Origin of the sequence: Pseudomonas putida S13.1.2, assembly GCF_000498395.2 — a bacterium.
GTDB lineage: Bacteria > Pseudomonadota > Gammaproteobacteria > Pseudomonadales > Pseudomonadaceae > Aquipseudomonas > Aquipseudomonas putida_Q.
In genome coordinates, this window is record NZ_CP010979.1 from 5,328,475 (window position 1) to 5,349,832 (window position 21,358).

The 21,358-nt window shown below is 63.1% G+C and carries 20 protein-coding genes; 15 read left to right on the plus strand and 5 right to left on the minus strand.

Going from position 1 to position 21,358, the window contains the following annotated elements:
• Positions 1 to 2 precede the first annotated feature (2 nt).
• The gene (locus tag N805_RS23550) at positions 3 to 479 is read left to right on the plus strand and encodes a DUF4399 domain-containing protein (protein ID WP_019472493.1); all 477 of its coding nucleotides are present in this window, start codon (positions 3 to 5) and stop codon (positions 477 to 479) included.
• Between the two features lie 47 nt (positions 480 to 526).
• Here N805_RS23550 and serA read toward each other — a convergent pair whose 3' ends face one another.
• Positions 527 to 1,756: a phosphoglycerate dehydrogenase gene (serA, locus tag N805_RS23555; RefSeq protein WP_019472494.1), complete on the minus strand. Its 1,230-nt coding sequence runs from the start codon at positions 1,754 to 1,756 to the stop codon at positions 527 to 529.
• A gap of 170 nt (positions 1,757 to 1,926) precedes the next feature.
• Here serA and N805_RS23560 point away from each other — a divergent pair, with 170 nt between their 5' ends.
• The 4 genes from N805_RS23560 (at position 1,927) to N805_RS23575 (ending at position 6,048) form a co-directional block, all read left to right on the plus strand.
• The gene (locus N805_RS23560) at positions 1,927 to 3,324 is read left to right on the plus strand and encodes an FAD-binding oxidoreductase (protein WP_019472495.1); all 1,398 of its coding nucleotides are present in this window, start codon (positions 1,927 to 1,929) and stop codon (positions 3,322 to 3,324) included.
• Between the two features lie 25 nt (positions 3,325 to 3,349).
• A complete protein-coding gene (locus N805_RS23565; protein ID WP_019472496.1) occupies positions 3,350 to 4,015 on the plus strand; it encodes a fumarylacetoacetate hydrolase family protein in 666 nt (221 codons plus the stop codon).
• 120 nt (positions 4,016 to 4,135) lie between these two features.
• Positions 4,136 to 5,056, plus strand: coding sequence for an SdiA-regulated domain-containing protein (locus tag N805_RS23570; RefSeq protein WP_019472497.1), 921 nt, complete (start codon positions 4,136 to 4,138; stop codon positions 5,054 to 5,056).
• An 89-nt stretch (positions 5,057 to 5,145) separates the two neighbouring features.
• Entirely contained in the window at positions 5,146 to 6,048 is a 903-nt protein-coding gene (locus tag N805_RS23575) for an SdiA-regulated domain-containing protein (protein ID WP_019472498.1), read from the plus strand.
• A 104-nt stretch (positions 6,049 to 6,152) separates the two neighbouring features.
• On the opposite strand, the gene rpiA is transcribed toward N805_RS23575, so the two are convergent.
• Entirely contained in the window at positions 6,153 to 6,827 is a 675-nt protein-coding gene (gene rpiA / locus N805_RS23580) for a ribose-5-phosphate isomerase RpiA (RefSeq protein WP_019471122.1), read from the minus strand.
• A 134-nt stretch (positions 6,828 to 6,961) separates the two neighbouring features.
• Between rpiA and ilvA the strand changes: the two genes are divergently transcribed.
• Both ilvA and N805_RS23590 read left to right on the plus strand, forming a co-directional pair.
• The gene (gene ilvA / locus N805_RS23585) at positions 6,962 to 8,476 is read left to right on the plus strand and encodes a threonine ammonia-lyase, biosynthetic (protein ID WP_019471123.1); all 1,515 of its coding nucleotides are present in this window, start codon (positions 6,962 to 6,964) and stop codon (positions 8,474 to 8,476) included.
• A gap of 38 nt (positions 8,477 to 8,514) precedes the next feature.
• Positions 8,515 to 8,940, plus strand: a complete 426-nt coding sequence (locus tag N805_RS23590; protein WP_019471124.1) for a DUF2269 domain-containing protein — start codon at positions 8,515 to 8,517, stop codon at positions 8,938 to 8,940.
• A 129-nt stretch (positions 8,941 to 9,069) separates the two neighbouring features.
• Here N805_RS23590 and N805_RS23595 read toward each other — a convergent pair whose 3' ends face one another.
• Positions 9,070 to 9,726, minus strand: coding sequence for an HAD family hydrolase (locus N805_RS23595; protein WP_026034424.1), 657 nt, complete (start codon positions 9,724 to 9,726; stop codon positions 9,070 to 9,072).
• Positions 9,727 to 9,867: 141 nt separating this feature from the next.
• Here N805_RS23595 and N805_RS23600 point away from each other — a divergent pair, with 141 nt between their 5' ends.
• Together N805_RS23600 and ptsP are read left to right on the plus strand one after the other, a co-directional pair.
• A complete protein-coding gene (locus N805_RS23600) occupies positions 9,868 to 10,347 on the plus strand; it encodes an RNA pyrophosphohydrolase (RefSeq protein ID WP_003249017.1) in 480 nt (159 codons plus the stop codon).
• A 22-nt stretch (positions 10,348 to 10,369) separates the two neighbouring features.
• The gene (gene ptsP, locus N805_RS23605) at positions 10,370 to 12,649 is read left to right on the plus strand and encodes a phosphoenolpyruvate--protein phosphotransferase (protein WP_019471126.1); all 2,280 of its coding nucleotides are present in this window, start codon (positions 10,370 to 10,372) and stop codon (positions 12,647 to 12,649) included.
• Positions 12,650 to 12,783: 134 nt separating this feature from the next.
• Here ptsP and N805_RS23610 read toward each other — a convergent pair whose 3' ends face one another.
• Entirely contained in the window at positions 12,784 to 13,530 is a 747-nt protein-coding gene (locus N805_RS23610) for an NRDE family protein (RefSeq protein ID WP_019471127.1), read from the minus strand.
• Between the two features lie 129 nt (positions 13,531 to 13,659).
• Between N805_RS23610 and N805_RS23615 the strand changes: the two genes are divergently transcribed.
• From N805_RS23615 to N805_RS23625, 3 genes are read left to right on the plus strand one after another with little or no spacing between them, the layout of a single operon-like run.
• A complete protein-coding gene (locus N805_RS23615; protein ID WP_016502104.1) occupies positions 13,660 to 14,442 on the plus strand; it encodes a sulfite exporter TauE/SafE family protein in 783 nt (260 codons plus the stop codon).
• Between the two features lie 16 nt (positions 14,443 to 14,458).
• Positions 14,459 to 15,268 (plus strand): prolipoprotein diacylglyceryl transferase, encoded by an 810-nt coding sequence (gene lgt, locus N805_RS23620; RefSeq protein ID WP_019471128.1) that lies wholly within the window; start codon positions 14,459 to 14,461, stop codon positions 15,266 to 15,268.
• 48 nt (positions 15,269 to 15,316) lie between these two features.
• Entirely contained in the window at positions 15,317 to 16,288 is a 972-nt protein-coding gene (locus N805_RS23625) for a thymidylate synthase (RefSeq protein ID WP_019471129.1), read from the plus strand.
• A 123-nt stretch (positions 16,289 to 16,411) separates the two neighbouring features.
• On the opposite strand, the gene cadR is transcribed toward N805_RS23625, so the two are convergent.
• The gene (cadR, locus tag N805_RS23630; protein WP_016489679.1) at positions 16,412 to 16,855 is read right to left on the minus strand and encodes a cadmium resistance transcriptional regulator CadR; all 444 of its coding nucleotides are present in this window, start codon (positions 16,853 to 16,855) and stop codon (positions 16,412 to 16,414) included.
• 83 nt (positions 16,856 to 16,938) lie between these two features.
• Between cadR and N805_RS23635 the strand changes: the two genes are divergently transcribed.
• The 3 genes from N805_RS23635 to N805_RS23645 all read left to right on the plus strand — a co-directional run bounded on the left by N805_RS23635 (position 16,939) and on the right by N805_RS23645 (position 21,358).
• Positions 16,939 to 19,191: a heavy metal translocating P-type ATPase gene (locus N805_RS23635; RefSeq protein WP_019471130.1), complete on the plus strand. Its 2,253-nt coding sequence runs from the start codon at positions 16,939 to 16,941 to the stop codon at positions 19,189 to 19,191.
• 9 nt (positions 19,192 to 19,200) lie between these two features.
• Entirely contained in the window at positions 19,201 to 20,070 is an 870-nt protein-coding gene (locus tag N805_RS23640) for a LysR family transcriptional regulator (RefSeq protein WP_028614099.1), read from the plus strand.
• A gap of 229 nt (positions 20,071 to 20,299) precedes the next feature.
• On the plus strand, positions 20,300 to 21,358 hold the full coding sequence (locus tag N805_RS23645; RefSeq protein WP_019471132.1) for a putative 2-aminoethylphosphonate ABC transporter ATP-binding protein: 1,059 nt from the start codon (positions 20,300 to 20,302) through the stop codon (positions 21,356 to 21,358).

A 21,358-nucleotide genomic window follows, 5' to 3' on the forward strand; every position in this document is an offset into this window, starting at 1 on the left:
GAATGAACAGCCTATTTTCGCGCGCTGCCGTTGCCGGTCTGCTAATGGGAGCGTCGGTTTTCGCCGTTGCTGCGGACGCCCTGAAGAGCCAGGAGCCGCCCAAGGATGCCAAGGTCTTCATCGTTTCCCCCGCCGATGGTGCCACGGTCGACAAGACCTTCACCGTCAAGTTCGGCATCGAGGGTATGGCACTCAAGCCTGCGGGTGACCAGACCCCGCACAGCGGCCACCACCACCTGCTGGTGGATGTGGATAAAGACCCCGTGGCCGACATGCCGCTGCCGACCAGCCTGATGCCAGAAGCTGGCACCGCACTGCCGGCGGGCCCGCAAGTGCTGCACTTCGGCAAGGCGCAGACCGAAACCAGCATCACCCTGACGCCAGGCAAGCACACCCTGCAACTGATCCTGGGTGACCAGTATCACGTGCCGTTCAAGCCAAGCGTAGAATCGAAGAAGATCACTGTTGAAGTGAAATAAAAAAAGGGAGGCCACCAGGGCCTCCCTTTTTCATGCTGCAAGCAAACTTAGAACAGGACGCGGGAACGGATGGTGCCCTTGACCTGCTGCAGCTTCTCTTGCGCCAGGTCCGAGTACTCGGCGTCGACGTCGATCACCACGTAACCGACTTTCTCGTTGGTCTGCAGGAACTGACCGGAAATGTTGATGCCGTTCTCTGCGAAGACCTTGTTGATCTCGCTGAGCACGCCCGGGATGTTTTCGTGGATGTGCAGCAGGCGGTGCTTGCCTGGGTGAGCTGGCAGGGCCACTTCCGGGAAGTTGACCGAGGACACCGAGGTACCGTTGTCGCTGTACTTGACCAGCTTCTCGGCCACTTCCAGGCCGATGTTGGCCTGGGCTTCAGCAGTGGAACCACCGATGTGCGGGGTCAGGATCACGTTGTCCAGGCCGCGCAGCGGGCTCTCGAACTCTTCATCGTTGGAGCGCGGCTCAACCGGGAACACATCGATGGCGGCGCCAATCAGGTGCTTGTCCTTGATGGCGGCGGCCAGGTGGTCCAGCTCGACCACGGTGCCACGGGCGGCGTTGATCAGGATCGCGCCCTTCTTCATTGCGCGAATTTCTTTTTCGCCGATCATCCACTGGGTGGATGGCAGCTCAGGCACGTGCAGCGAAACGATGTCGGCAAGGCCCAGCAGCTCGTTCAGGCTGGTGACCTGCACCGCGTTGCCCAGCGGCAGTTTGGTGAGCGGGTCGTAGAAGTACACCTGCATGCCCAGGTTTTCGGCCAGTACCGACAGCTGTGTACCGATCGAGCCGTAGCCTACGATGCCCAGTTTTTTACCGCGGATTTCGAACGAGTTGGCCGCGCTCTTGATCCAGCCGCCACGGTGGCAGGAGGCGTTCTTCTCAGGGATACCGCGCAGCAGCAGGATGGCCTCGGCCAGCACCAGCTCGGCCACCGAACGGGTGTTGGAGTACGGTGCGTTGAATACGGCGATACCGCGCTCGCGGGCAGCTGCCAGGTCGACCTGGTTGGTGCCGATGCAGAAGCAGCCAACGGCTACCAGTTTCTTGGCGCAGTCGAAGATCTCTTCGGTGAGCTGGGTGCGCGAACGGATGCCGATGAAGTGGGCATCGGCGATCTTTTCCTTCAGCTCGGCTTCCGGCAACGAACCAGTGAGGTATTCGATGTTGGTGTAGCCGGCGGCCTTGAGGGTATCGACCGCGTTCTGGTGCACACCTTCAAGAAGAAGGAACCGGATCTTGCTCTTGTCGAGAGAAGTCTTGCTCATCTGCGTAAACCTGTATCCCGGAGAAAAAATGGCGAGGGGTGATGCCAGGCGCGAGGGCAGCCTTAGCATGAACAGCGGGAGGGCTATGCTAGCATACGCGACACAATCTGAGCTTATCCCGACAGGTGAAGAGTGCTCAGGGTGACTATGAATAAGTCGAGAGTCCAGCGATGACCCACCCCGCTGTTATTGAAGAACTGATGACCCTTGTCGACCCTGGCAAGGTCCTGACCGACGCGGCTTCCCTCGAAGCGTATGGCAAGGATTGGACCAAGCATTACCCCCCGGCGCCCAGCGCCATCGTCTTCCCCAAGACAGTAGAGCAGGTGCAGGCCATTGTGCGCTGGGCCAATGCGCACAAGGTGGCCCTGGTGCCATCGGGCGGGCGCACCGGGCTTTCTGCCGGCGCCGTGGCGGCCAATGGCGAGGTTGTCGTTTCATTCGACTACATGAACCAGATTCTCGCCTTCAATGCCTTCGACCGCACCGTGGTCTGCCAGCCGGGGGTAATTACCCGGCAGCTGCAAACCTACGCCGAAGAGCAGGGCCTGTATTACCCGGTGGACTTCGCTTCCAGCGGCTCCAGCCAGATTGGCGGCAACATCGGCACCAACGCGGGCGGCATCAAGGTGATTCGCTACGGCATGACCCGCAACTGGGTGGCCGGGCTGAAAGTGGTCACCGGCAAGGGCGAGTTGCTGGAGCTGAACAAAGACCTGATCAAGAACGCCACCGGCTATGACCTGCGCCAGCTGTTCATTGGCGCCGAAGGCACGCTGGGCTTCGTGGTCGAGGCCACCATGCGCCTGGACCGTGCCCCGCGCAACCTCACTGCCATGGTGCTTGGCACGCCGGAGTTCGATTCGATCATGCCGGTGCTGCACGCCTTCCAGGGCAAGCTGGACCTTACAGCCTTCGAGTTCTTCTCCGACAAGGGCCTGGCCAAGATCCTCGCGCGCGGTGATGTACCCGCCCCGTTCGCGACCGACTGCCCGTTCTATGCACTGCTGGAGTTCGAAGCCAGCACTGAAGAAGTCGCCAACGAAGCGTTGGCTACCTTCGAGCATTGCGTCGAGCAGGGCTGGGTGCTGGACGGGGTAATGAGCCAGAGCGACACCCAGCTTAAAAACCTGTGGAAGCTGCGCGAGTACCTGTCGGAAACCATCTCGCACTGGACGCCCTACAAGAACGACATTTCCGTCACCGTGTCGAAAGTGCCCGCGTTCCTGCGTGATATCGACGCCATCGTCGCAGAGCACTACCCGGATTACGAAGTCGTGTGGTACGGCCACATCGGCGATGGCAACCTGCACCTGAACATCCTCAAGCCCGAGCACATGAGCAAGGACGACTTCTTTGCCTCGTGCACCAAGGTCAACAAGTGGGTGTTCGATATCGTCAAGCACTACAACGGCTCGATCTCGGCCGAGCACGGTGTGGGCATGACCAAGCGCGACTATTTAGGCTACAGCCGCTCGCCGGAAGAAATCGCCTGCATGAAGGCAATAAAGGCCGTCTTCGACCCTAACGGCATCATGAATCCGGGTAAGATCTTCGCACCTGAATAAAAAGCAGTATCCAGAGGAGTCGGCCATGAGTTACCAGCACCAGTACGTAGACGGCACGCGCATTCACTTCCCGCTGGGCAAGGTGGTGTGTATTGGCCGTAACTATGCCGAGCATGCCAAGGAACTGGACAACCCGATCCCCACCGAGCCGCTGCTGTTCATCAAGCCGGGCAGCTGCGTGGTGCCTGCCGAGGGCGGCTTCAAGATCCCGGTCGAGCGTGGTTCGGTGCACTACGAGGCCGAAATTGCCGTGCTGCTGGGCAAGCCGCTGTCGACCCATCCGAGCGAGGAAGAGGTGCTGGACGCCATTTCCGGTTATGCCCCGGCGCTGGACCTCACCCTGCGCGACGTGCAGGCCAAGCTGAAAGAGAAGGGTCTGCCGTGGGAGCTGGCCAAGTGTTTTGACGGCGCTTGCGTGCTGCCGCCGTTCGTCTCCGCTGCCAGCTTCGAGGACGTGACCGACATCCCGGTGCGCCTCACCGTCAACGGCGAAGTGCGCCAGGACGGCAACAGCGCGATGATGCTGAACCCGATCGTGCCGATGATCCAGTACATGGCGGCGCATTTCTCGCTGCAGGCGGGGGATGTGATCCTCACCGGCACCCCGGCGGGCGTGGGGCCATTCAATGTCGGTGACGAGCTGGTGCTGGAGCTGCCGGGCGTGAGCCGCTTCGAAAGCCGGGTGCTTTAACTCGACACCGCGTCGCCTGCTTCGCGGGTTTACCCGCGAAGAGGCCGGTCCTGTTTACTGATTTTTCACACCTGATCCGGATAATGCGCGGACCTACACCCATTCCTCCAGGAAGCCCGCATGCCATCACCCTCCAGCGCCCCGGCAACTCCCAAGCGTCGCTTCTACCTGCGCTGGCCCTTCGGCCTGGCCGTGGCGGCGGTGATCGGCTATGGCGTCGCGGTGGCCATGCACTGGGATGACCGCGGCGCGCTGTGGCTGAAGGAAGGTTTCGAAAGCACCGCCGAACGCAGCGAAAGCGTGTGGTTGCCGGACTATCAGGTCGACATCGATGCCAAACCGTTACCGGGCATGGACGATGACGAAGCCTCGGATGTGGCCTTCAACCCGCATACCCGCACCCTGTTCGTGGTCATGGGCAAGAACCCGATCCTGGTCGAGCTGAGCCTGGAGGGCGATGTACTGCGCAAGATCCCGCTCAACGGCTGGAACAACCCGGAAGGCGTCGCGGTGCTGGAAGACGGCAACATTGCCATCACCGACGAGCGCCTGCACGACCTGACCGTGGTCAAGGTAGACGAGAAGACCACGGTGCTGAACCACGACGACTTCCAGAGTCACGACCTGGGCCCGTCGGTCAAAAGCAACAAGGGCTTCGAGGCGGTGGCCTGGGACCCGCTGCGCCAGCGCCTGATCATCGGCGAGGAGCGCCCGCCCAAGCTGTACACCTGGAACAGCGATGGCCGCAGCCCGCTCAAAGGGGAGAAGCAGCCGTTGCCTAGCGAAGAACTCGACCTGCGCAACCTGTCTGCCTTGGGTGTCGACCCGCGTACCGGCCACCTGCTGGTGCTGTCGGCCGACTCCAACATGCTGCTGGAGCTGGACGAGCAGGGCCAGCAGGTCAGCTTCATGACCTTGCTGGGCGGCTTCAACGGGCTTGAAGACACCATTCCGCGCGCCGAAGGGGTAGCCATGGACGACAAGGGCAACCTGTACATGGTCAGCGAGCCGGCGCTGTTTTATCGCTTCAAGAAAAACTGACAACATCATCAGAATTGTCTGACGCTGGCATTAAGCTTTGCTTCAGCCGTTAATGGTTAGATTCGCCACCCCCATGTCGAGTCTGCCCCATGCGTCGTCTTATTCGCCTGTTTCTTGCCCTGGCTGTTATCGGTCTGCTCCTGCTCGGCTGGGCCGGGCAGGAGTTTCGCCTGTTCGAGCGTGGCTGGTTCAACCTCAAGACCTGGTGGCAGCCCGCCGAGCAGAGCATCGGCCTGGACCGCTACCGTGTGGTGGTGGAGGCGCAGCCGGTCGAGGGGCTGGATGACGATATCTCCGCGCTGACCTACGACCCTGACCGCAAGACCCTGTTCACCGTCACCAACGCCCGCTCGGAGCTGATTGAACTGTCGCTGGAGGGCCGTATTCTGCGCCGCATACCGCTGACTGGCTTCGGCGACCCGGAAGCGGTGGAGTATGTGGGGCCTGACAGCTATGTCATCACCGACGAGCGTCAACAACGGCTGATTCGTGTTCGGCTGGAAGACGACACGATGTTCCTCGACGCCGGTGATGCCGAACAGCTCAGCCTGGGCATTGGCCTGAATGGCAACAAAGGCTTCGAGGGCCTGGCCTACGATTCGGCGGGCAAGCGCCTGTTCGTGGCGAAGGAGCGTGACCCGATGTTGATCTACGAGGTGCATGGTTTCCCCCATGACAACCCGGAAAAACCCTACGCCGTGCATGTGGTGCAGGACCGCAAGCGCGATTCACGGCTGTTTGTGCGGGACTTGTCGAGCTTGCAGTTCGATGAGCGCAGTGGGCACCTGCTGGCGCTGTCGGACGAATCGCGCCTGATGCTGGAGCTGGATGTGGAGGGCAGGCCGCTGAGTACCTTGTCGTTGCGCAAGGGCTTTCATGGGTTGCAGGCGACAGTGCCGCAGGCGGAGGGGATTGCGATGGACGAGGCGGGGACCATCTATCTGGTCAGTGAGCCTAATCTGTTCTATGTGTTCAAGCAGCCGGCGGAGTGATTGCCTGTGAGGGCCCTATCGCCGGCAAGCCAGCTCCCACAGGTACTGCGCTGAGCCTGAAACCTGTGCAGTACCTGTGGGAGCTGGCTTGCCGGCGATTGCCATCACTCGGCCTTGAGGGTTTTCACACCTTCAGAGGTACCCAGCAGCAGCAGGTCCGCCGGCCGCGCCGCGAACAGGCCGTTGGTCACCACACCGACGATGGCGTTGATCTGCGCTTCCAGCTCCACCGGGTTGGTGATCTTCAGGTTGTGCACGTCGAGGATCACGTTGCCGTTGTCGGTGACCACGCCTTCGCGGTACACGGGGTCGCCGCCCAGCTTGACCAGCTGGCGTGCCACATGGCTGCGAGCCATCGGGATCACTTCGACCGGCAGCGGGAAAGCACCCAGTACCGGCACCAGTTTGCTGCCGTCGGCGATGCAGATGAAGGTCTTGGCCACGGCCGCGACGATCTTCTCGCGGGTCAGGGCCGCACCGCCGCCCTTGATCAGGTTCAGGTGCGCGTCGCTCTCGTCGGCGCCGTCCACGTAGAATTCCAGCTCGCTGACGCTGTTCAGCTCGTACACCGGGATGCCATGACCCTTCAGACGCTGGGCAGTGGCTTCGGAGCTGGCGACTGCGCCGTCGAAGGCGGTCTTGTGCTGAGCCAGGGCGTCGATGAAGAAGTTGGCAGTCGAACCGGTACCGACGCCGACGACGCTCTTTTCATCCAGCTTGGGCAGAATGAAGTCGACAGCGGCCTGGGCGACGGCCTGTTTGAGTTGGTCCTGGGTCATGCGGGCTCCGAATGGGGCAGGGCGGTTTTCAAAGTTGCCTAGTATAACGGCTTGGGCGGCTTTGCTGTGGTCGCCCGACGTAGCGCTGGGGTAGACTCGCAGCCCTTGTCCCGCGGCCCAGTGATGCTTTCCCGATGCTCGAACAGTACGTCAAGAAGATCCTCACCTCACGCGTCTATGACGTTGCCGTCGAAACCCCGCTGCAGAGCGCCGGGCAGCTGAGCAAGCGCCTGGGCAACCAGATTTTGCTCAAGCGTGAAGACCTGCAGCCGGTGTTCTCGTTCAAGATCCGCGGCGCCTATAACAAGCTGGCGCAGCTGACGGCAGAAGAACTGGCCCGTGGCGTGGTCACCGCCTCGGCTGGTAACCACGCCCAGGGCCTGGCCCTGGCTGCGCGCGAGATGGGCATCAAGGCCACTATCGTGATGCCCAAGACCACCCCGGAGATCAAGATCGAAGGTGTGCGCTCGCGCGGTGGCAAGGTCGTGCTGCATGGCGACTCATTCCCCGAGGCGCTGGCCTATTCGCTGAAACTGGTCGAGGAGAAGGGCTTCGTCTACGTCCACCCGTACGACGACCCGCACACCATTGCCGGGCAGGGCACCGTAGCCATGGAAATCCTGCGTCAGCATCCTGGCCAGCTGGACGCCATCTTCGTGCCCGTGGGCGGGGGTGGCCTGATCGCCGGCATTGCCGCCTATGTGAAGTACCTGCGCCCGGAAATCAAAGTGATCGGTGTCGAGCCCGACGATTCCAACTGCCTGCAGGCCGCGATGGCTGCCGGTGAGCGTGTGGTGCTGCCACAGGTCGGGTTGTTTGCCGACGGCGTGGCGGTGGCGCAGATCGGCCAGCACACATTCGATATCTGCCGCCACCATGTGGATGAAGTGGTGACGGTCAGCACCGACGAGATCTGTGCAGCTATCAAGGATATCTACGACGATACCCGCTCGATCACCGAGCCTGCCGGCGCCTTGGGCGTGGCGGGCATCAAGAAATACGTCGAGCTGTATGGCGTGACCGGGCAGACGCTGGTGGCCATCGACTCCGGCGCCAACGTCAATTTCGACCGCCTGCGCCATGTGGCCGAGCGTGCCGAGCTGGGTGAGAAGCGCGAGGCGATCATCGCAGTGACCATCCCGGAGCGCCCGGGCAGCTTCAAGGCCTTCTGCGAGGCTATCGGCAAACGCCAGATCACCGAATTCAACTACCGCAAGCACACCTCCGACGAGGCGCACATCTTCGTCGGTGTGCAGACCCACCCTGAAAACGACCCGCGGGCGGCGCTGGTGCAGCATCTGACCGAGCAGGGCTTTCCGGTTACCGACCTGACCGACAACGAACTGGCCAAGCTGCACATTCGTCACATGGTTGGCGGCCATTCGGCCGGTGCCAGCGATGAAATGGTGTTGCGCTTCGAATTCCCCGAGCGGCCGGGGGCGTTGTTCAATTTCCTCAACAAGCTGGGCGGGCGCTGGAACATCTCGATGTTCCATTACCGCAACCATGGCGCGGCTGACGGGCGCGTGGTGGCGGGGCTGCAGGTGCCGGAGGAGGAGCGCCACCTGGTGCCGGCGGCGCTGGCCAAGATCGGCTACCCCTATTGGGACGAGACCGAGAACCCGGCGTACAAGCTGTTCCTGGGCTGAGCGGCTAAGCTTGGCTTATCGCTCAAGGATGTGAAGACATGGAACACCTGACCACCCTCAAGACCCTGCACATCATCGCCACCGCACTGCTGTTTCTGGGCGCCCTGGGCCTGGCAGTGTGGACGGTGCGCGCCCGCCGACGGGGCGATACCGAGGCCTATGCCAAGCTGTTGCGCCGGCCGTTGGTGTTTGTCTGGCTGGTGATGGGCCTGTGCCTGGTGAGCATGCCGTTTACAGGCTGGTGGCTGGTGCACCTGGTGGGCTGGCCGCTGGGGCAGACCTGGGTACTGGCGTCCAGCGTCATCTATACCGTCGGCGCCTTTGCCGTGTGGTGGCTGCTGGTGCGGCTGAACCGGCTGCGCAAGGCTGAAGTGGTGGGGCTGCGGTTTACCCTGGCGTTGGCGGTGTTCAGCGGGGTCTGCTTCCTGTCCATTGCCGGGCTGATGGGCGCCAAGCCAGTCTGACAGTCCTGGGTTGCCCGTACCGGCCTCTTCGCGGGTAAACCCGCTCCTACAGGGACTGCACAAGGCCTGAGGGCAGCGCAGTACCTGTGGGAGCGGGTTCACCCGCGAAAGGGCCGGCCCAGGAAAACCTCAATCCCGCAGCGAAACCACCGGCCACCCGCGCTTCTCGGCCTCGGCCCGCAGGTTCGGGTCCGGGTCCACCGCCACCGCATGCGACACCTGCTGCAACAGCGGTAAATCGTTCATCGAGTCGCTATAGAAGTAGCTGTCTTCCAGGTCAAAGCCGTTCTCCAGCATCCAGCGCTCCAGCCGCGTCACTTTGCCTTCACGGAAACACGGTATATCGGTACTGCGCCCGGTATAGCGGCCGTCGCGCATTTCGCATTCGGTTGCCAGCAACACTCGCACCCCCAGGCGTCGGGCAATCGGGGCGGTCACGAAACGGTTGGTGGCGGTAATGATCACCAGCTGGTCGCCCGCCTCGCGGTGCTGCTGCAGCAAGGCCAGGGCCTTGGGCAGGATGATTGGCTCGATGCAGTCACGCATGAAGTCGCGGTGCCATTCGTCGAGCTTGGCCACAGGCGTTGCCGCCAGGATCTCCATGGAAAAGGCCAGGTAGGCCTGCAGGTCCAGGGTGCCGTTGAGGTATTCCTGGTAGAAGCCGTCATTGCGTTGCTTGTAGGCGACCGGGTCGAGAATGCCGCGCTCGCAAAGGTAGTCACCCCAGGCATGGTCGCTGTCGCCACCGAGGAGGGTATTGTCCAGGTCGAATAAAGCCAGGCGCATCGCGGTCACTCGCATCAGCCACAGGGTAGGCCCGCAGAATACGGAGTTTTCACGCTGCTGCACATAAGCTTGGCGGGCGCGTTGCTGCGCTCGCAAGCTTTGTGGAACAATGCGGTGACATGCGTTTGCGAGGTTGCTGCCGTGATCGACCCGGATGGTTTTCGCCCCAATGTCGGGATCATTCTCACGAATGATGCCGGGCAGGTGCTATGGGCTCGACGGATCAACCAGGATGCCTGGCAATTCCCCCAGGGTGGTATCAACCCTGACGAGACGCCGGAAGACGCCCTGTACCGCGAGCTGAACGAAGAAGTTGGCCTTGAACGCGACGATGTGGAAATTCTTGCCTGCACCCGTGGCTGGTTGCGTTATCGTTTACCCCAGCGATTGGTACGTACCCACAGCCAGCCGCTGTGCATTGGCCAGAAGCAGAAGTGGTTTCTGCTACGGCTGGTCAGCAACGAACAACGGGTGCGGATGGACCTGACCGGCAAGCCGGAGTTCGACGGCTGGCGCTGGGTAAGCTATTGGTATCCGCTGGGCCAGGTTGTGACATTCAAGCGCGAGGTGTACCGACGCGCCCTGAAAGAGCTAGCACCGCGTCTGCTGACGCGCGACTGACGACGGAGTTCGACCCCGAGCCATGCTCAATACGCTGCGCAAGATCGTCCAGGAAGTAAACTCCGCCAAAGATCTCAAGTCGGCGTTGGGGATCATTGTCTTGCGCGTCAAGGAGGCCATGGGCAGCCAGGTCTGCTCCGTCTACCTGCTCGACCCGGAAACCAACCGCTTCGTGCTGATGGCCAGCGAAGGCCTGAACAAGCGCTCCATCGGCAAGGTCAGCATGGCCCCCAACGAAGGCCTGGTTGGCCTGGTAGGTACGCGGGAAGAGCCGCTGAACCTGGAAAACGCCGCCGACCACCCGCGTTACCGCTACTTTGCCGAAACCGGTGAAGAAAAATTCGCCTCCTTCCTGGGTGCACCGATCATTCACCACCGCCGCGTGGTCGGGGTGTTGGTCATCCAGCAAAAAGAGCGCCGCCAGTTCGACGAAGGCGAAGAAGCCTTCCTGGTCACCATGAGCGCCCAGCTCGCCGGGGTAATTGCCCACGCTGAAGCCACTGGCTCGATTCGTGGCCTTGGCCGCCAGGGCAAGGGTATCCAGGAAGCGCGCTTCGTTGGTGTGCCTGGCTCGCCTGGCGCTGCCGTGGGCCGCGCGGTGGTGATGTTGCCGCCAGCCGACCTGGAGGTGGTGCCGGACAAGGCCGTCGATGACATCGACGCTGAACTCAAGCTGTTCCAGAACGCCCTTGAGGGCGTGCGCGCTGACATGCGCAAGCTGTCGGCCAAGCTGGCCACGCAGCTGCGCCCTGAAGAGCGCGCATTGTTCGATGTGTACCTGATGATGCTCGAAGATGCAGCGCTGGGTGGCGAGGTGACCGAAGTCATCAAGACCGGCCAGTGGGCGCAGGGCGCCCTGCGCCAGGTGGTGGGCGAGCACGTCAGCCGCTTCGAGCTGATGGACGATGACTACCTGCGCGAGCGCGCCTCCGACGTCAAGGACCTGGGCCGGCGCCTGCTGGCCTACCTGCAGGAAGCCCGCTCGCAGTCGCTGGTGTATGCCGACAACACCATCCTCGTCAGTGAAGAGCTGACACCGGCCATGCTCGGCGAAGTGCCGGAAGGCAAGCTGGTGGGCCTGGTCTCGGTACTGGGTTCGGGCAACTCCCACGTCGCAATCCTCGCTCGCGCCATGGGCATCCCCACGGTGATGGGCCTGGTCGACCTGCCGTACTCCAAGGTCGACGGTATCGAACTGATTGTCGACGGTTACAAGGGCGAGGTGTTCACCAACCCCAGCGAAGTGCTGCGCAAGCAGTACAGCGAAGTGGTCGAGGAAGAGCGCCAGCTGGCCCAGGGCCTGGATGCCTTGCGCGAACTGCCGTGCGTCACCCCCGACGGCCATCGCATGCCGCTGTGGGTAAACACCGGCCTGCTGGCCGACGTCGCCCGTGCCCAGCAGCGCGGCGCCGAAGGGGTAGGCCTGTACCGCACCGAAGTGCCGTTCATGATCAACCAGCGCTTCCCCAGCGAGAAAGAGCAGCTGGCCATCTACCGTGAGCAGTTGGCGGCCTTCCACCCGCTGCCGGTAACCATGCGCACCCTCGACATCGGTGGTGACAAGGCGCTGTCGTACTTCCCGATCAAGGAAGAAAACCCGTTTCTGGGTTGGCGCGGCATCCGCGTCACCCTCGACCACCCGGAAATTTTCCTGGTGCAGACCCGCGCCATGCTCAAGGCCAGCGAGGGCCTGAACAACCTGCGCATCCTGCTGCCGATGATTTCTGGCATCCACGAGCTGGAAGAAGCGCTGCACCTGATCCACCGCGCCTGGGGCGAAGTGCGTGACGAAGGCACCGACGTGCCGATGCCGCCGGTGGGCGTGATGGTGGAAATCCCTGCGGCGGTGTACCAGACCAAGGAACTGGCGCGGCAGGTGGACTTCCTGTCGGTCGGCTCCAACGACCTGACCCAGTACCTGCTGGCGGTGGACCGCAACAACCCGCGGGTTGCCGACCTGTACGACTACCTTCACCCGGCGGTGCTGCAAGCGCTGAGCACTGTAGTGCGCGACGCCCATGGCGAAGGCAAGCCGGTGAGCATCTGCGGTGAGATGGCCGGTGACCCGGCAGCGGCGATCCTGCTGATGGCCATGGGCTTCGACAGCTTGTCGATGAACGCCACCAACCTGCCGAAGGTGAAGTGGATGCTGCGTCAGGTGAACATGAGCAAGGCCAAGGAGTTGCTGGCCGAGGCCTTGAGCCATGACAACCCGCAGGTTATCCACAGCTCGTTGCAGCTGGCCCTGAAGAACCTTGGGTTGGCGCGGATGATCGGGCCAGGGGCCAACAAAACCCTCTGAAATTAGGGTTGCCGGTTCCGGCCTCTTCGCGGGCTTGCCCGCTCCCACAGGGATCGCACAAGGCCTGAGACCTGTGGGGTTTCTGTGGGAGCGGGCAAGCCCGCGAAGAGGCCGGCACAAGCAGCATCAAATGATCAGACCAGCACTTCAATCTCACCCAAATGAGCCCCAAAGGGCCCGAAACTGCGCTCGATCAGCCGCCTTCGCCCCTGATCATCCACGATCAGCACCGTACTCGCCCGGGTCCCGTAGTTCTGGCTGGCGATGAATACGCTCGACAGCAATTTCTCGGTCGCCACCCCCACGCCTGTCTCAGGCAGGTCGCCATCCGCCGCCGGCTCGTTATCCGCCAGCAAAGCCAGCAGCCGATCCGGCTCCGGCGTTTCCAGCAGGCCCTCCAGCCCGCTACGTGCCTTCACCAGCTTTGGCCACGGCGTATCCAGCCCTGCGTTGGATAACCCGTACACCCCAGCGTCCAGCAGGCACGGCGTGGCGTCACGGGCGTGCAGGTAACCCAGCTGTCGCCCATCACCCACCAGCAGGTTGAACCCCGAATACTGCCCGCTGCGGCTGGCCACCTGGTCCAGGTAAGCCTCGACACCAAGTTCACCCTGCAGGTATGCCGCCACCAGTTCCCCCCGCGAGCGCGGGCCCAGTGCCTGGCCCGGATCGCGGATGTTGGTCAGCGCGGCAAAGCGCCCCTGCGGGCCTACCCCCAGCCAGGTACCCCCGGCTTCCAGGTCGCGCCCGGCATGCACCCCAGGCGTATCCTCCCAGGCCGCCAAGGGCTGGGTAGGGCGGGCATAGAACTCGTCGCGGTTGGCCGCCACGATCAGCGGCAGGGTGTGCCCCGGCCGCCAGGCAAATACGATCAGGCACATCGGTTGGGCCTCTGTGTTTTTTGTCACTGTACCCACAGCAGCGGGGCGGATCCATCCTGACACAGAGTTCACTAGAGCCCCGAGCCCGGCTTCCGTTACCATGCCGGATTGATTTTTCGGGGAAGCCGAATGGAATTCGTGCTCTATCTGCTGTTGGGCGCCTGTGCCGGTGTGCTGGCCGGGCTGTTCGGCGTGGGCGGCGGCATCATTATCGTGCCGGTGCTGGTGTTCAGCTTCACCTTGCAGGGCTTCGATGCTTCGGTGCTGACCCACCTGGCAGTCGGCACGTCACTGGCAACCATCGTGTTCACTTCGATCAACGCTGTGCTTGAGCACCATCGCAAGGGTGCGGTGCAATGGCCGATCTTCGCCTGGATGACCCTCGGCATCCTCCTGGGGGCAGGTGTGGGGGCCAAGACCGCCTCGCTGATCCAGGGCCCGCTGCTGCAAAAGATCATTGGCGTGTTCGCCCTGGTCATCGCCGCGCAGATGGCGCTGGACCTCAAGCCCAAGGCCAGTCGTGGCATTCCCGGCAAACCTGCATTGATCGGGGCCGGCGGGGTAATCGGCTGGGCGTCGGCCATTTTCGGCATCGGCGGTGGTTCGCTGACCGTGCCGTTCCTGACCTGGCGCAGCCTGCCCATGCAGCAGGCGGTGGCCACGTCCTCGGCCTGTGGCCTGCCGATTGCCGTGGCCAGTGCCCTGAGCTTCATGCTGCTGGGTTGGCACGAGGAGCACCTGCCGGCCCACAGCCTGGGTTACGTATACCTGCCGGCGATGGTCGGCATTGCCGTGACCAGCATGTTTTTCGCCCGCTTTGGCGCGCGCCTGGCGCACAAGCTGTCGCCCCGTTTGTTGAAACGCCTGTTCGCAGCGCTGCTGTTCTGTGTCGGCCTCAGCTTTTTGATTTGAATCGAGAGGAAGTTCCATGCTGCCTTACCCGCAGATAGATCCCGTGGCCTTGGCCATCGGGCCGCTGAAAATCCATTGGTACGGGCTGATGTACCTGATCGGCATCGGCGGCGCCTGGCTGCTGGCTTCGCGCCGGCTGCACCGCTTCGACCCCACCTGGAGCCGCGAGAAGCTGTCCGACCTGGTGTTCTGGCTATCGATGGGGGTGATCGTCGGTGGCCGCCTGGGTTATGTGCTGTTCTACGACCTGCATGCCTACCTGGCCAACCCGACGCTGATCTTCGAGGTGTGGAAGGGCGGCATGTCGTTCCACGGCGGCTTCATCGGGGTGATGCTGGCGGCCTTGTGGTTCGGCAAGCGCAACAACAAGTCGTTCTTCGAGCTGATGGACTTCGTTGCCCCGCTGGTGCCGATCGGCCTGGGTGCCGGGCGTATCGGCAACTTCATCAACGCCGAGCTGTGGGGCAAGGCGACCGACGTACCGTGGGCGATGGTGTTCCCGCCGTTCAGCGACCCTGCCCAGTTGCCCCGTCATCCGTCGCAGCTGTACCAGTTTGCCCTGGAAGGTGTGGCATTATTCGTGATTCTCTGGTTGTACTCGCGCAAACCGCGCCCGACCATGGCCGTTTCCGGCATGTTCGCGCTGTTCTACGGCATTTTCCGCTTTATCGTGGAGTTTGTGCGGGTGCCTGATGCCCAGCTTGGCTACATTGCCTTCGGCTGGTTGACCATGGGTCAGTTGCTCTGCGTGCCGATGATCGTCGGCGGCATCTTCTTGATCTGGTTGGCCTACAACCGCAAACCTACGGCAAATCCAGCCGTATGATTTTCACGGCAGGGGCGATCCTCCTGCCGTTCTTGTTACAGGAAAGTCATGAAACAGTATCTAGATCTGGTCCGTGAAGTCATCGAGAACGGTACGTTGCAAGGCAATCGCACCGGCATCCGTACCATCAGCATGCCGGGCGCCATGCTGCGCTTCGACCTGCAGAAGGGCTTCCCGGCCATCACCACGCGCAAGCTGGCGTTCAAGTCGGCGATCGGCGAGATGGTCGGCTTCCTGCGGGGCGTGAAAAACGCCGGTGAATTCCGTGAGCTGGGCTGCAAGGTCTGGGACCAGAACGCCAACGAGAACGCCCAGTGGCTGGCCAACCCGTTCCGCCAGGGCCATGACGACCTGGGCGAGATCTACGGCGTGCAATGGCGCCAGTGGCCAGGCTACAAGCGCATCCCGCTTAGCAACCCGGCCGCTGTCGAAATGGCCGAGAAGGCAGGCTTTCGCCGTATCGCCCAGGACGAAGAGGACGGCGTCGCCTTCGTCATTCTGTACAAGGCCATCGACCAAGTGCGCCAGTGCCTGGACACCATCGCCAACGACCCGGGCAGCCGCCGCATCCTGTTCCACGGCTGGAACTGCGCGCAACTGGACGAAATGGCCCTGCCGCCGTGTCACCTGCTGTACCAGTTCCACCCGAATGTAGAGACCAAGGAAATTTCCCTGACCCTTTACATCCGCTCCAACGACCTGGGCCTGGGCACACCGTTCAACCTCACCGAAGGCGCGGCGCTGCTGTCGCTGTTCGGCCGCCTGACCGGTTACACCCCGCGCTGGTTCACCTACTTCATCGGCGATGCCCATGTGTATGAAAACCACCTGGACATGCTGAACGAGCAGCTCAAGCGCGAGCCACTGGAAGCGCCGAAGCTGGTGATCAGCGACCGTGTGCCGGCGTTTGCCGAGACTGGCAAGTATGAGCCGGAGTGGTTGGAGAAGATCGAGCCGAGTGATTTCTGGCTGGAAGGCTATGAGCACCATGCGCCGATGACAGCGCCGATGGCGGTGTGATTTTCTAGATTATTGGGGGCGCTTTGCGCCCCTTTCGCGACACAAGGCCGCTCCTACAGGCGATTGCGCCCCCTGTAGGAGCGGCCTTGTGTCGCGATGGGCTGCAAAGCAGCCCCGGCGACTTCAATGCCCATGGCTTCGCCCGACATGCGAATGCTCGGTATCCGGCACCGATACCGCCCCGTTCGTCTCCAGTTGCTGCAAGATCGCGCACTCACTGCCCTGCGCATTGCAGCGCCGCCGCAGCTCCACCAGCTGTTCTTGTAACGCCACCAAGCCATCGATCCGCGCCTGCACATGCTCGATGTGTTCGTCGATCAGCGCATTGACGCTGCCGCACGAGTCGTCGGGGCTGTCGCGCAGGCGTAGCAGGCTGCGGATTTCGTCCAGGGTCATGTCCAGGGTTCGGCAGTTGCGGATGAAGGTCAGCCGTTCCACGTGGGCCTGGGTATACAGCCGGTAGTTGCCTTCTGTACGGGCAGGCTCGGGCAGCAGGTTTTCACGCTCGTAGTAGCGGATGGTTTCCACCGCGCAGTCTGTGGCTTTGGCCAGTTCTCCGATCTTCATCACGAAATCTCCAACAAGTGGCTTGACCCTATAGTGGCTACAGGGTGTTCACTTGGCAACAGGCTCACTTTAAGGACGACCCCATGAACCAGCCTGTCAGCCACGAACACAAGCACCCGCACGATCACGCCCATGGCGATGACGACCATGGGCACGCCGCCCACGGCCACAGCTGCTGCGGGGCCAAAGCCGCGCCGGCGCTGGTGCAGTTGACTGAAACGGCCAGTGCCCAGGCACAGCTCAGCCGCTTCCGCATCCAGGCCATGGACTGCCCCACCGAGCAAACCCTGATCCAGGACAAGCTGGGCAAGCTGGCGGGTATTGAGCAGCTGGAATTCAACCTGATCAACCGCGTGCTTGGCGTGCGCCACACGTTGGACGATACCGGCGATATTGAGCGGGCCATCGACAGCTTGGGCATGAAGGCCGAGCCGCTGGACGCCGAAGGCGACAGTAGCGCCGCCGCGCCACAACCGGCCAGGACCCGCTGGTGGCCGCTGGCATTGTCGGGTGTCGCCGCCATCGCCGCCGAAATCGTGCACTTTGCCGCGCTGGCCCCGGAGTGGCTGGTGGCCGCACTGGCGCTGGCAGCCATTCTTGGCTGCGGCCTGGGCACCTACAAGAAGGGCTGGATTGCCCTGAAAAACCGCAACCTCAACATCAACGCCCTGATGAGTATTGCCGTGACCGGCGCGGTGCTGATCGGCCAATGGCCGGAAGCGGCCATGGTCATGGTGCTGTTCACGGTTGCCGAGTTGATCGAAGCGCGTTCGCTGGACCGCGCGCGCAATGCCATCAGCGGGCTGATGCAACTGACCCCGGACATGGCCACGGTGCAGCAGGCCGATGGCCAATGGCGCGAGGTGGAGGTGCGCGAGGTGGCCATCGGCGCCTTGGTGCGGGTGCGCCCCGGCGAACGCATCGGCCTGGACGGTGAAGTGGTCAATGGGCAGTCCAGCGTCGATCAGGCGCCGATCACCGGCGAAAGCCTGCCTGTGGAGAAGGCCGTAGGCGACAAACTGTTCGCCGGTACCATCAACCAGGCGGGTGCGCTGGAGTTTCGCGTTACCGCTGGCGCGGGGCAATCGACCCTGGCGCGGATCATCAAGGCTGTGGAGGAAGCGCAAGGCGCGCGGGCGCCTACCCAGCGCTTCGTCGACCAGTTTTCGCGTATCTATACCCCGGTGGTGTTTGCCATCGCCCTGGCCGTGGCGGTGATCCCGCCGCTGTTCATGGCCGCAACCTGGTTCGACTGGGTGTACCGCGCCTTGGTGCTGCTGGTGGTCGCGTGCCCGTGCGCCCTGGTGATCTCCACCCCGGTGACCATCGTCAGCGGCCTGGCCGCTGCTGCGCGCAAAGGCATCCTGATCAAGGGCGGGGTGTACCTGGAGGGCGGCCGCCACCTGGACTACCTGGCCTTGGACAAGACCGGCACCATCACCCACGGCAAGCCGGTGCAGACCGACGCCAAGGTACTGGTGGCGCTGTTCGAAGACCGCGCCCAAGCGCTGGCCGCCAGCCTGGGCGAGCGTTCGGACCACCCGGTTTCCCACGCCATTGCCCAGTTCGGCAAGGCGCAGGGCCTGGCCTTGAGCGAGGTCGACGACTTCGCCGCCCTGGCCGGGCGCGGCGTGCGTGGCACCATCGCTGGCGAGGTCTACCACCTGGGCAACCACCGCCTGGTGGAGGAGCTGGGGCTGTGCTCACCCGAGCTGGAAGCCCAGCTGGATGCGCTAGAGCGCCAGGGCAAGACCGTGGTCCTGCTGCTTGACCGCAGTGGCCCGCTGGCCCTATTCGCTGTGGCCGATACGGTCAAGGACAGCAGCCGCCAGGCCATTGCCGAGCTGCATGAGCTGGGCATCAAGACTGTCATGCTGACCGGTGACAATCCCCATACCGCCCAGGCCATCGCCGCCGTGGTGGGTATCGACCGCGCCGAGGGCAACCTGCTGCCAGGCGACAAGCTCAAAACCATCGAAGCCTTGTACGCACAGGGCCATCGCGTGGGCATGGTGGGTGACGGCATCAACGACGCCCCGGCCCTGGCCCGTGCCGAGATCGGTTTTGCCATGGCCGCTGCCGGCACCGACACCGCCATCGAAACGGCCGATGTGGCGCTGATGGACGACGACTTGCGGAAAATCCCGGCCTTCGTCAGGCTGTCGCGCCAAAGTGCGGCGATCCTCATGCAGAACATTGTTCTGGCGTTGGGCGTCAAGGCGATATTCCTGGCGATTACCTTTGCCGGCATGGCCACCCTGTGGATGGCGGTGTTCGCCGACATGGGCGTGAGCTTGCTGGTGGTGTTCAACGGCTTGCGCCTTTTGCGCAAATAGAGGATGTGCATGCTGAGTTCGGAGCTAAAAGCCTTTTACATGGTGGCCCGCCTGGGCAGCATCACCCTGGCGGCGAAGAAGCTCGGGCTCAGCCAGCCCACGGTGACCACGCAGATCCGCAACCTGGAAAGCCACTACGCGGTAGAGCTGTTCTACCGGGGCGGGCGGCGCCTGGTGCTGAGCGAAGAGGGCGTGCGACTGCTGCCGATGGTCAAGGCGCTGCTGCAACAGGAGGCCGACATCGAGTTCGAGCTGCGCAACAGCGGCCAGGCCCAAGGCAGCTTGCGCATCGCCGCCACGGCGCCTTACTACATTCTCGACCTGGTGAAGATCTACCGCGAACGCTTGCCGCAGGTGGATGTAGCGGTGGAGATCGGCAACTCGCAGCAGGTGCTGGAAATGCTCGAAGACTACCGGGTGGATATCGCCGCGTCGTCGCAACTGGTGGAGGACGCCCGGCTGGTGCGGCGGGTGCTGGGCACCGATCCACTGGTGGTGGCGGTGCACCGCAACCACCCGTTGGCCCATCGCCAGACGGTATCCATCGACGTGGTGGCCGGGCATTGCCTGTTGATGCGCGAAAAGGGCTCGACCACCCGCAAGCTGACCGAGCAGATGATGCAGGAGGCCGGGGTCCAGGCTGGCGCTTTGCTGGAAATCGGCAGCCGCGAGTCGATCCGCGAGGCGGTGCTGCGCAACATCGGCATCAGCGTGATTGCCCGCCACGAGGTGCCCCACAACCCGGAGCTGCGGGTGCTGGCGCTGGAGGATGCGCCGGTGATGCATGAATACCTGTATTGCCTGAAAGAACGGCGCCAGGCCCGGTTGCCGGCTGCCTTTCTTGGGGTGGCGCAGGAAGTGGCCGGCTCGCACTTCTGATAATTCTTTAATGGCTGTACTGGCCCTATCGCCGGCAAGCCAGCTCCCACAGAGACTGCATAGCTCTCAAGGGCGCAGGTGTACCTGTGGGAGCTGGCTTGCCGGCGATAGGGCCCTCACAGCCAGTACAAAATCTGCCTATACCACTATCACCGGCTTTTGCCTTAAAGCCACAGAACCTTCGCACAGCCTTCCTAGCATGGCCCCATCTCTTCGATGAGGCCCTGCCATGAACCACACCACCCCCGGCGCACAGATGCAAGTGCGCAACATCCACAAGCGCTTCGGTGCCTTTACGGCGCTCAACGATGTATCGCTGGACATCGCCGCCGGCGAACTGGTGTGCCTGCTTGGCCCGTCCGGCTGTGGCAAAACCACCCTGCTGCGCTGCATAGCCGGCCTGGAGCGCCAGGACCGCGGCACGCTGTACATCGGCGAGCGTGATATCTCCGAGCTGCCGCCCCAGGCCCGTGACTACGGCATTCTGTTCCAGTCCTACGCGCTGTTCCCCAACCTTACCGTCGAAGCCAACATCGCCTACGGCCTGACCGGCAGTGGCCGCGAGCAGACCCGCCAGCGGGTGGCCGAAATGCTCGAACTGGTAGGCCTTTGCGGCAGCGAGAAGAAGTACCCAGGCCAGCTCTCCGGCGGCCAGCAGCAACGTGTGGCCCTGGCCCGGGCGTTGGCGCCGTCGCCGTCCCTGCTGCTGCTCGATGAGCCGATGTCGGCGCTGGACGCCCGGGTGCGCGAGCACCTGTGCACCGAACTGCGCCAGCTGCAACGCCAGCTGGGCATCACCACCTTGATGGTGACCCACAACCAGGACGAGGCCATGCTGATGGCCGACCGCATAGCGGTGATGAACAACGGCCAGGTCGAGCAGTACGCCACCCCGCAGGAAATCTACGACCAGCCGGCCACGCCGTTCGTCGCCGAGTTCGTCGGCCAAGGCAACTGGCTGCCGTTCCAGCGCAGCGGCGACAGCCATGCCCAGGTCGGCGACATGAACATGCGCCTGGCCCCGGGGGCGGCCCAGGCCAGCAGCGGCCGGCTGTTCTGCCGCCCGGAGGCGATCACGGTCAACCCGGTGGTACACGAAGAAAACCTGTTCCCGGCCATGGTCCGCGAAATCACCTTCCTCGGTAACCGCTGCCGCATGAGTTTTGAGCTCAAGGCCCTGCCAGGCCATGCCCTGCTGGCCGAGGTGGCCCCCGAGGCCATGCCGCGCCTGGGTTCGCAGGACATCTGGGTGGCGCTGCCGCCGCAGAGCCTGCAGGTGTTTGCCTGA

Bases quoted from the DNA above. Each gene is read 5' to 3' on its own strand.
- lgt (WP_019471128.1), top strand. From the start codon at position 14,459: ATGCTGCCTTACCCGCAGATAGATCCCGTGGCCTTGGCCATCGGGCCG.
- N805_RS23635 (WP_019471130.1), top strand. From the start codon at position 16,939: ATGAACCAGCCTGTCAGCCACGAACACAAGCACCCGCACGATCACGCC.
- N805_RS23645 (WP_019471132.1), top strand. From the start codon at position 20,300: ATGAACCACACCACCCCCGGCGCACAGATGCAAGTGCGCAACATCCAC.
- ptsP (WP_019471126.1), top strand. From the start codon at position 10,370: ATGCTCAATACGCTGCGCAAGATCGTCCAGGAAGTAAACTCCGCCAAA.
- cadR (WP_016489679.1), bottom strand. From the start codon at position 16,855: ATGAAGATCGGAGAACTGGCCAAAGCCACAGACTGCGCGGTGGAAACC.
- N805_RS23560 (WP_019472495.1), top strand. From the start codon at position 1,927: ATGACCCACCCCGCTGTTATTGAAGAACTGATGACCCTTGTCGACCCT.
- N805_RS23575 (WP_019472498.1), top strand. From the start codon at position 5,146: ATGCGTCGTCTTATTCGCCTGTTTCTTGCCCTGGCTGTTATCGGTCTG.
- N805_RS23565 (WP_019472496.1), top strand. From the start codon at position 3,350: ATGAGTTACCAGCACCAGTACGTAGACGGCACGCGCATTCACTTCCCG.
- N805_RS23615 (WP_016502104.1), top strand. From the start codon at position 13,660: ATGGAATTCGTGCTCTATCTGCTGTTGGGCGCCTGTGCCGGTGTGCTG.
- N805_RS23570 (WP_019472497.1), top strand. From the start codon at position 4,136: ATGCCATCACCCTCCAGCGCCCCGGCAACTCCCAAGCGTCGCTTCTAC.
- N805_RS23625 (WP_019471129.1), top strand. From the start codon at position 15,317: ATGAAACAGTATCTAGATCTGGTCCGTGAAGTCATCGAGAACGGTACG.
- rpiA (WP_019471122.1), bottom strand. From the start codon at position 6,827: ATGACCCAGGACCAACTCAAACAGGCCGTCGCCCAGGCCGCTGTCGAC.
- N805_RS23595 (WP_026034424.1), bottom strand. From the start codon at position 9,726: ATGCGCCTGGCTTTATTCGACCTGGACAATACCCTCCTCGGTGGCGAC.
- ilvA (WP_019471123.1), top strand. From the start codon at position 6,962: ATGCTCGAACAGTACGTCAAGAAGATCCTCACCTCACGCGTCTATGAC.
- N805_RS23640 (WP_028614099.1), top strand. From the start codon at position 19,201: ATGCTGAGTTCGGAGCTAAAAGCCTTTTACATGGTGGCCCGCCTGGGC.
- serA (WP_019472494.1), bottom strand. From the start codon at position 1,756: ATGAGCAAGACTTCTCTCGACAAGAGCAAGATCCGGTTCCTTCTTCTT.
- N805_RS23590 (WP_019471124.1), top strand. From the start codon at position 8,515: ATGGAACACCTGACCACCCTCAAGACCCTGCACATCATCGCCACCGCA.
- N805_RS23610 (WP_019471127.1), bottom strand. From the start codon at position 13,530: ATGTGCCTGATCGTATTTGCCTGGCGGCCGGGGCACACCCTGCCGCTG.
- N805_RS23550 (WP_019472493.1), top strand. From the start codon at position 3: ATGAACAGCCTATTTTCGCGCGCTGCCGTTGCCGGTCTGCTAATGGGA.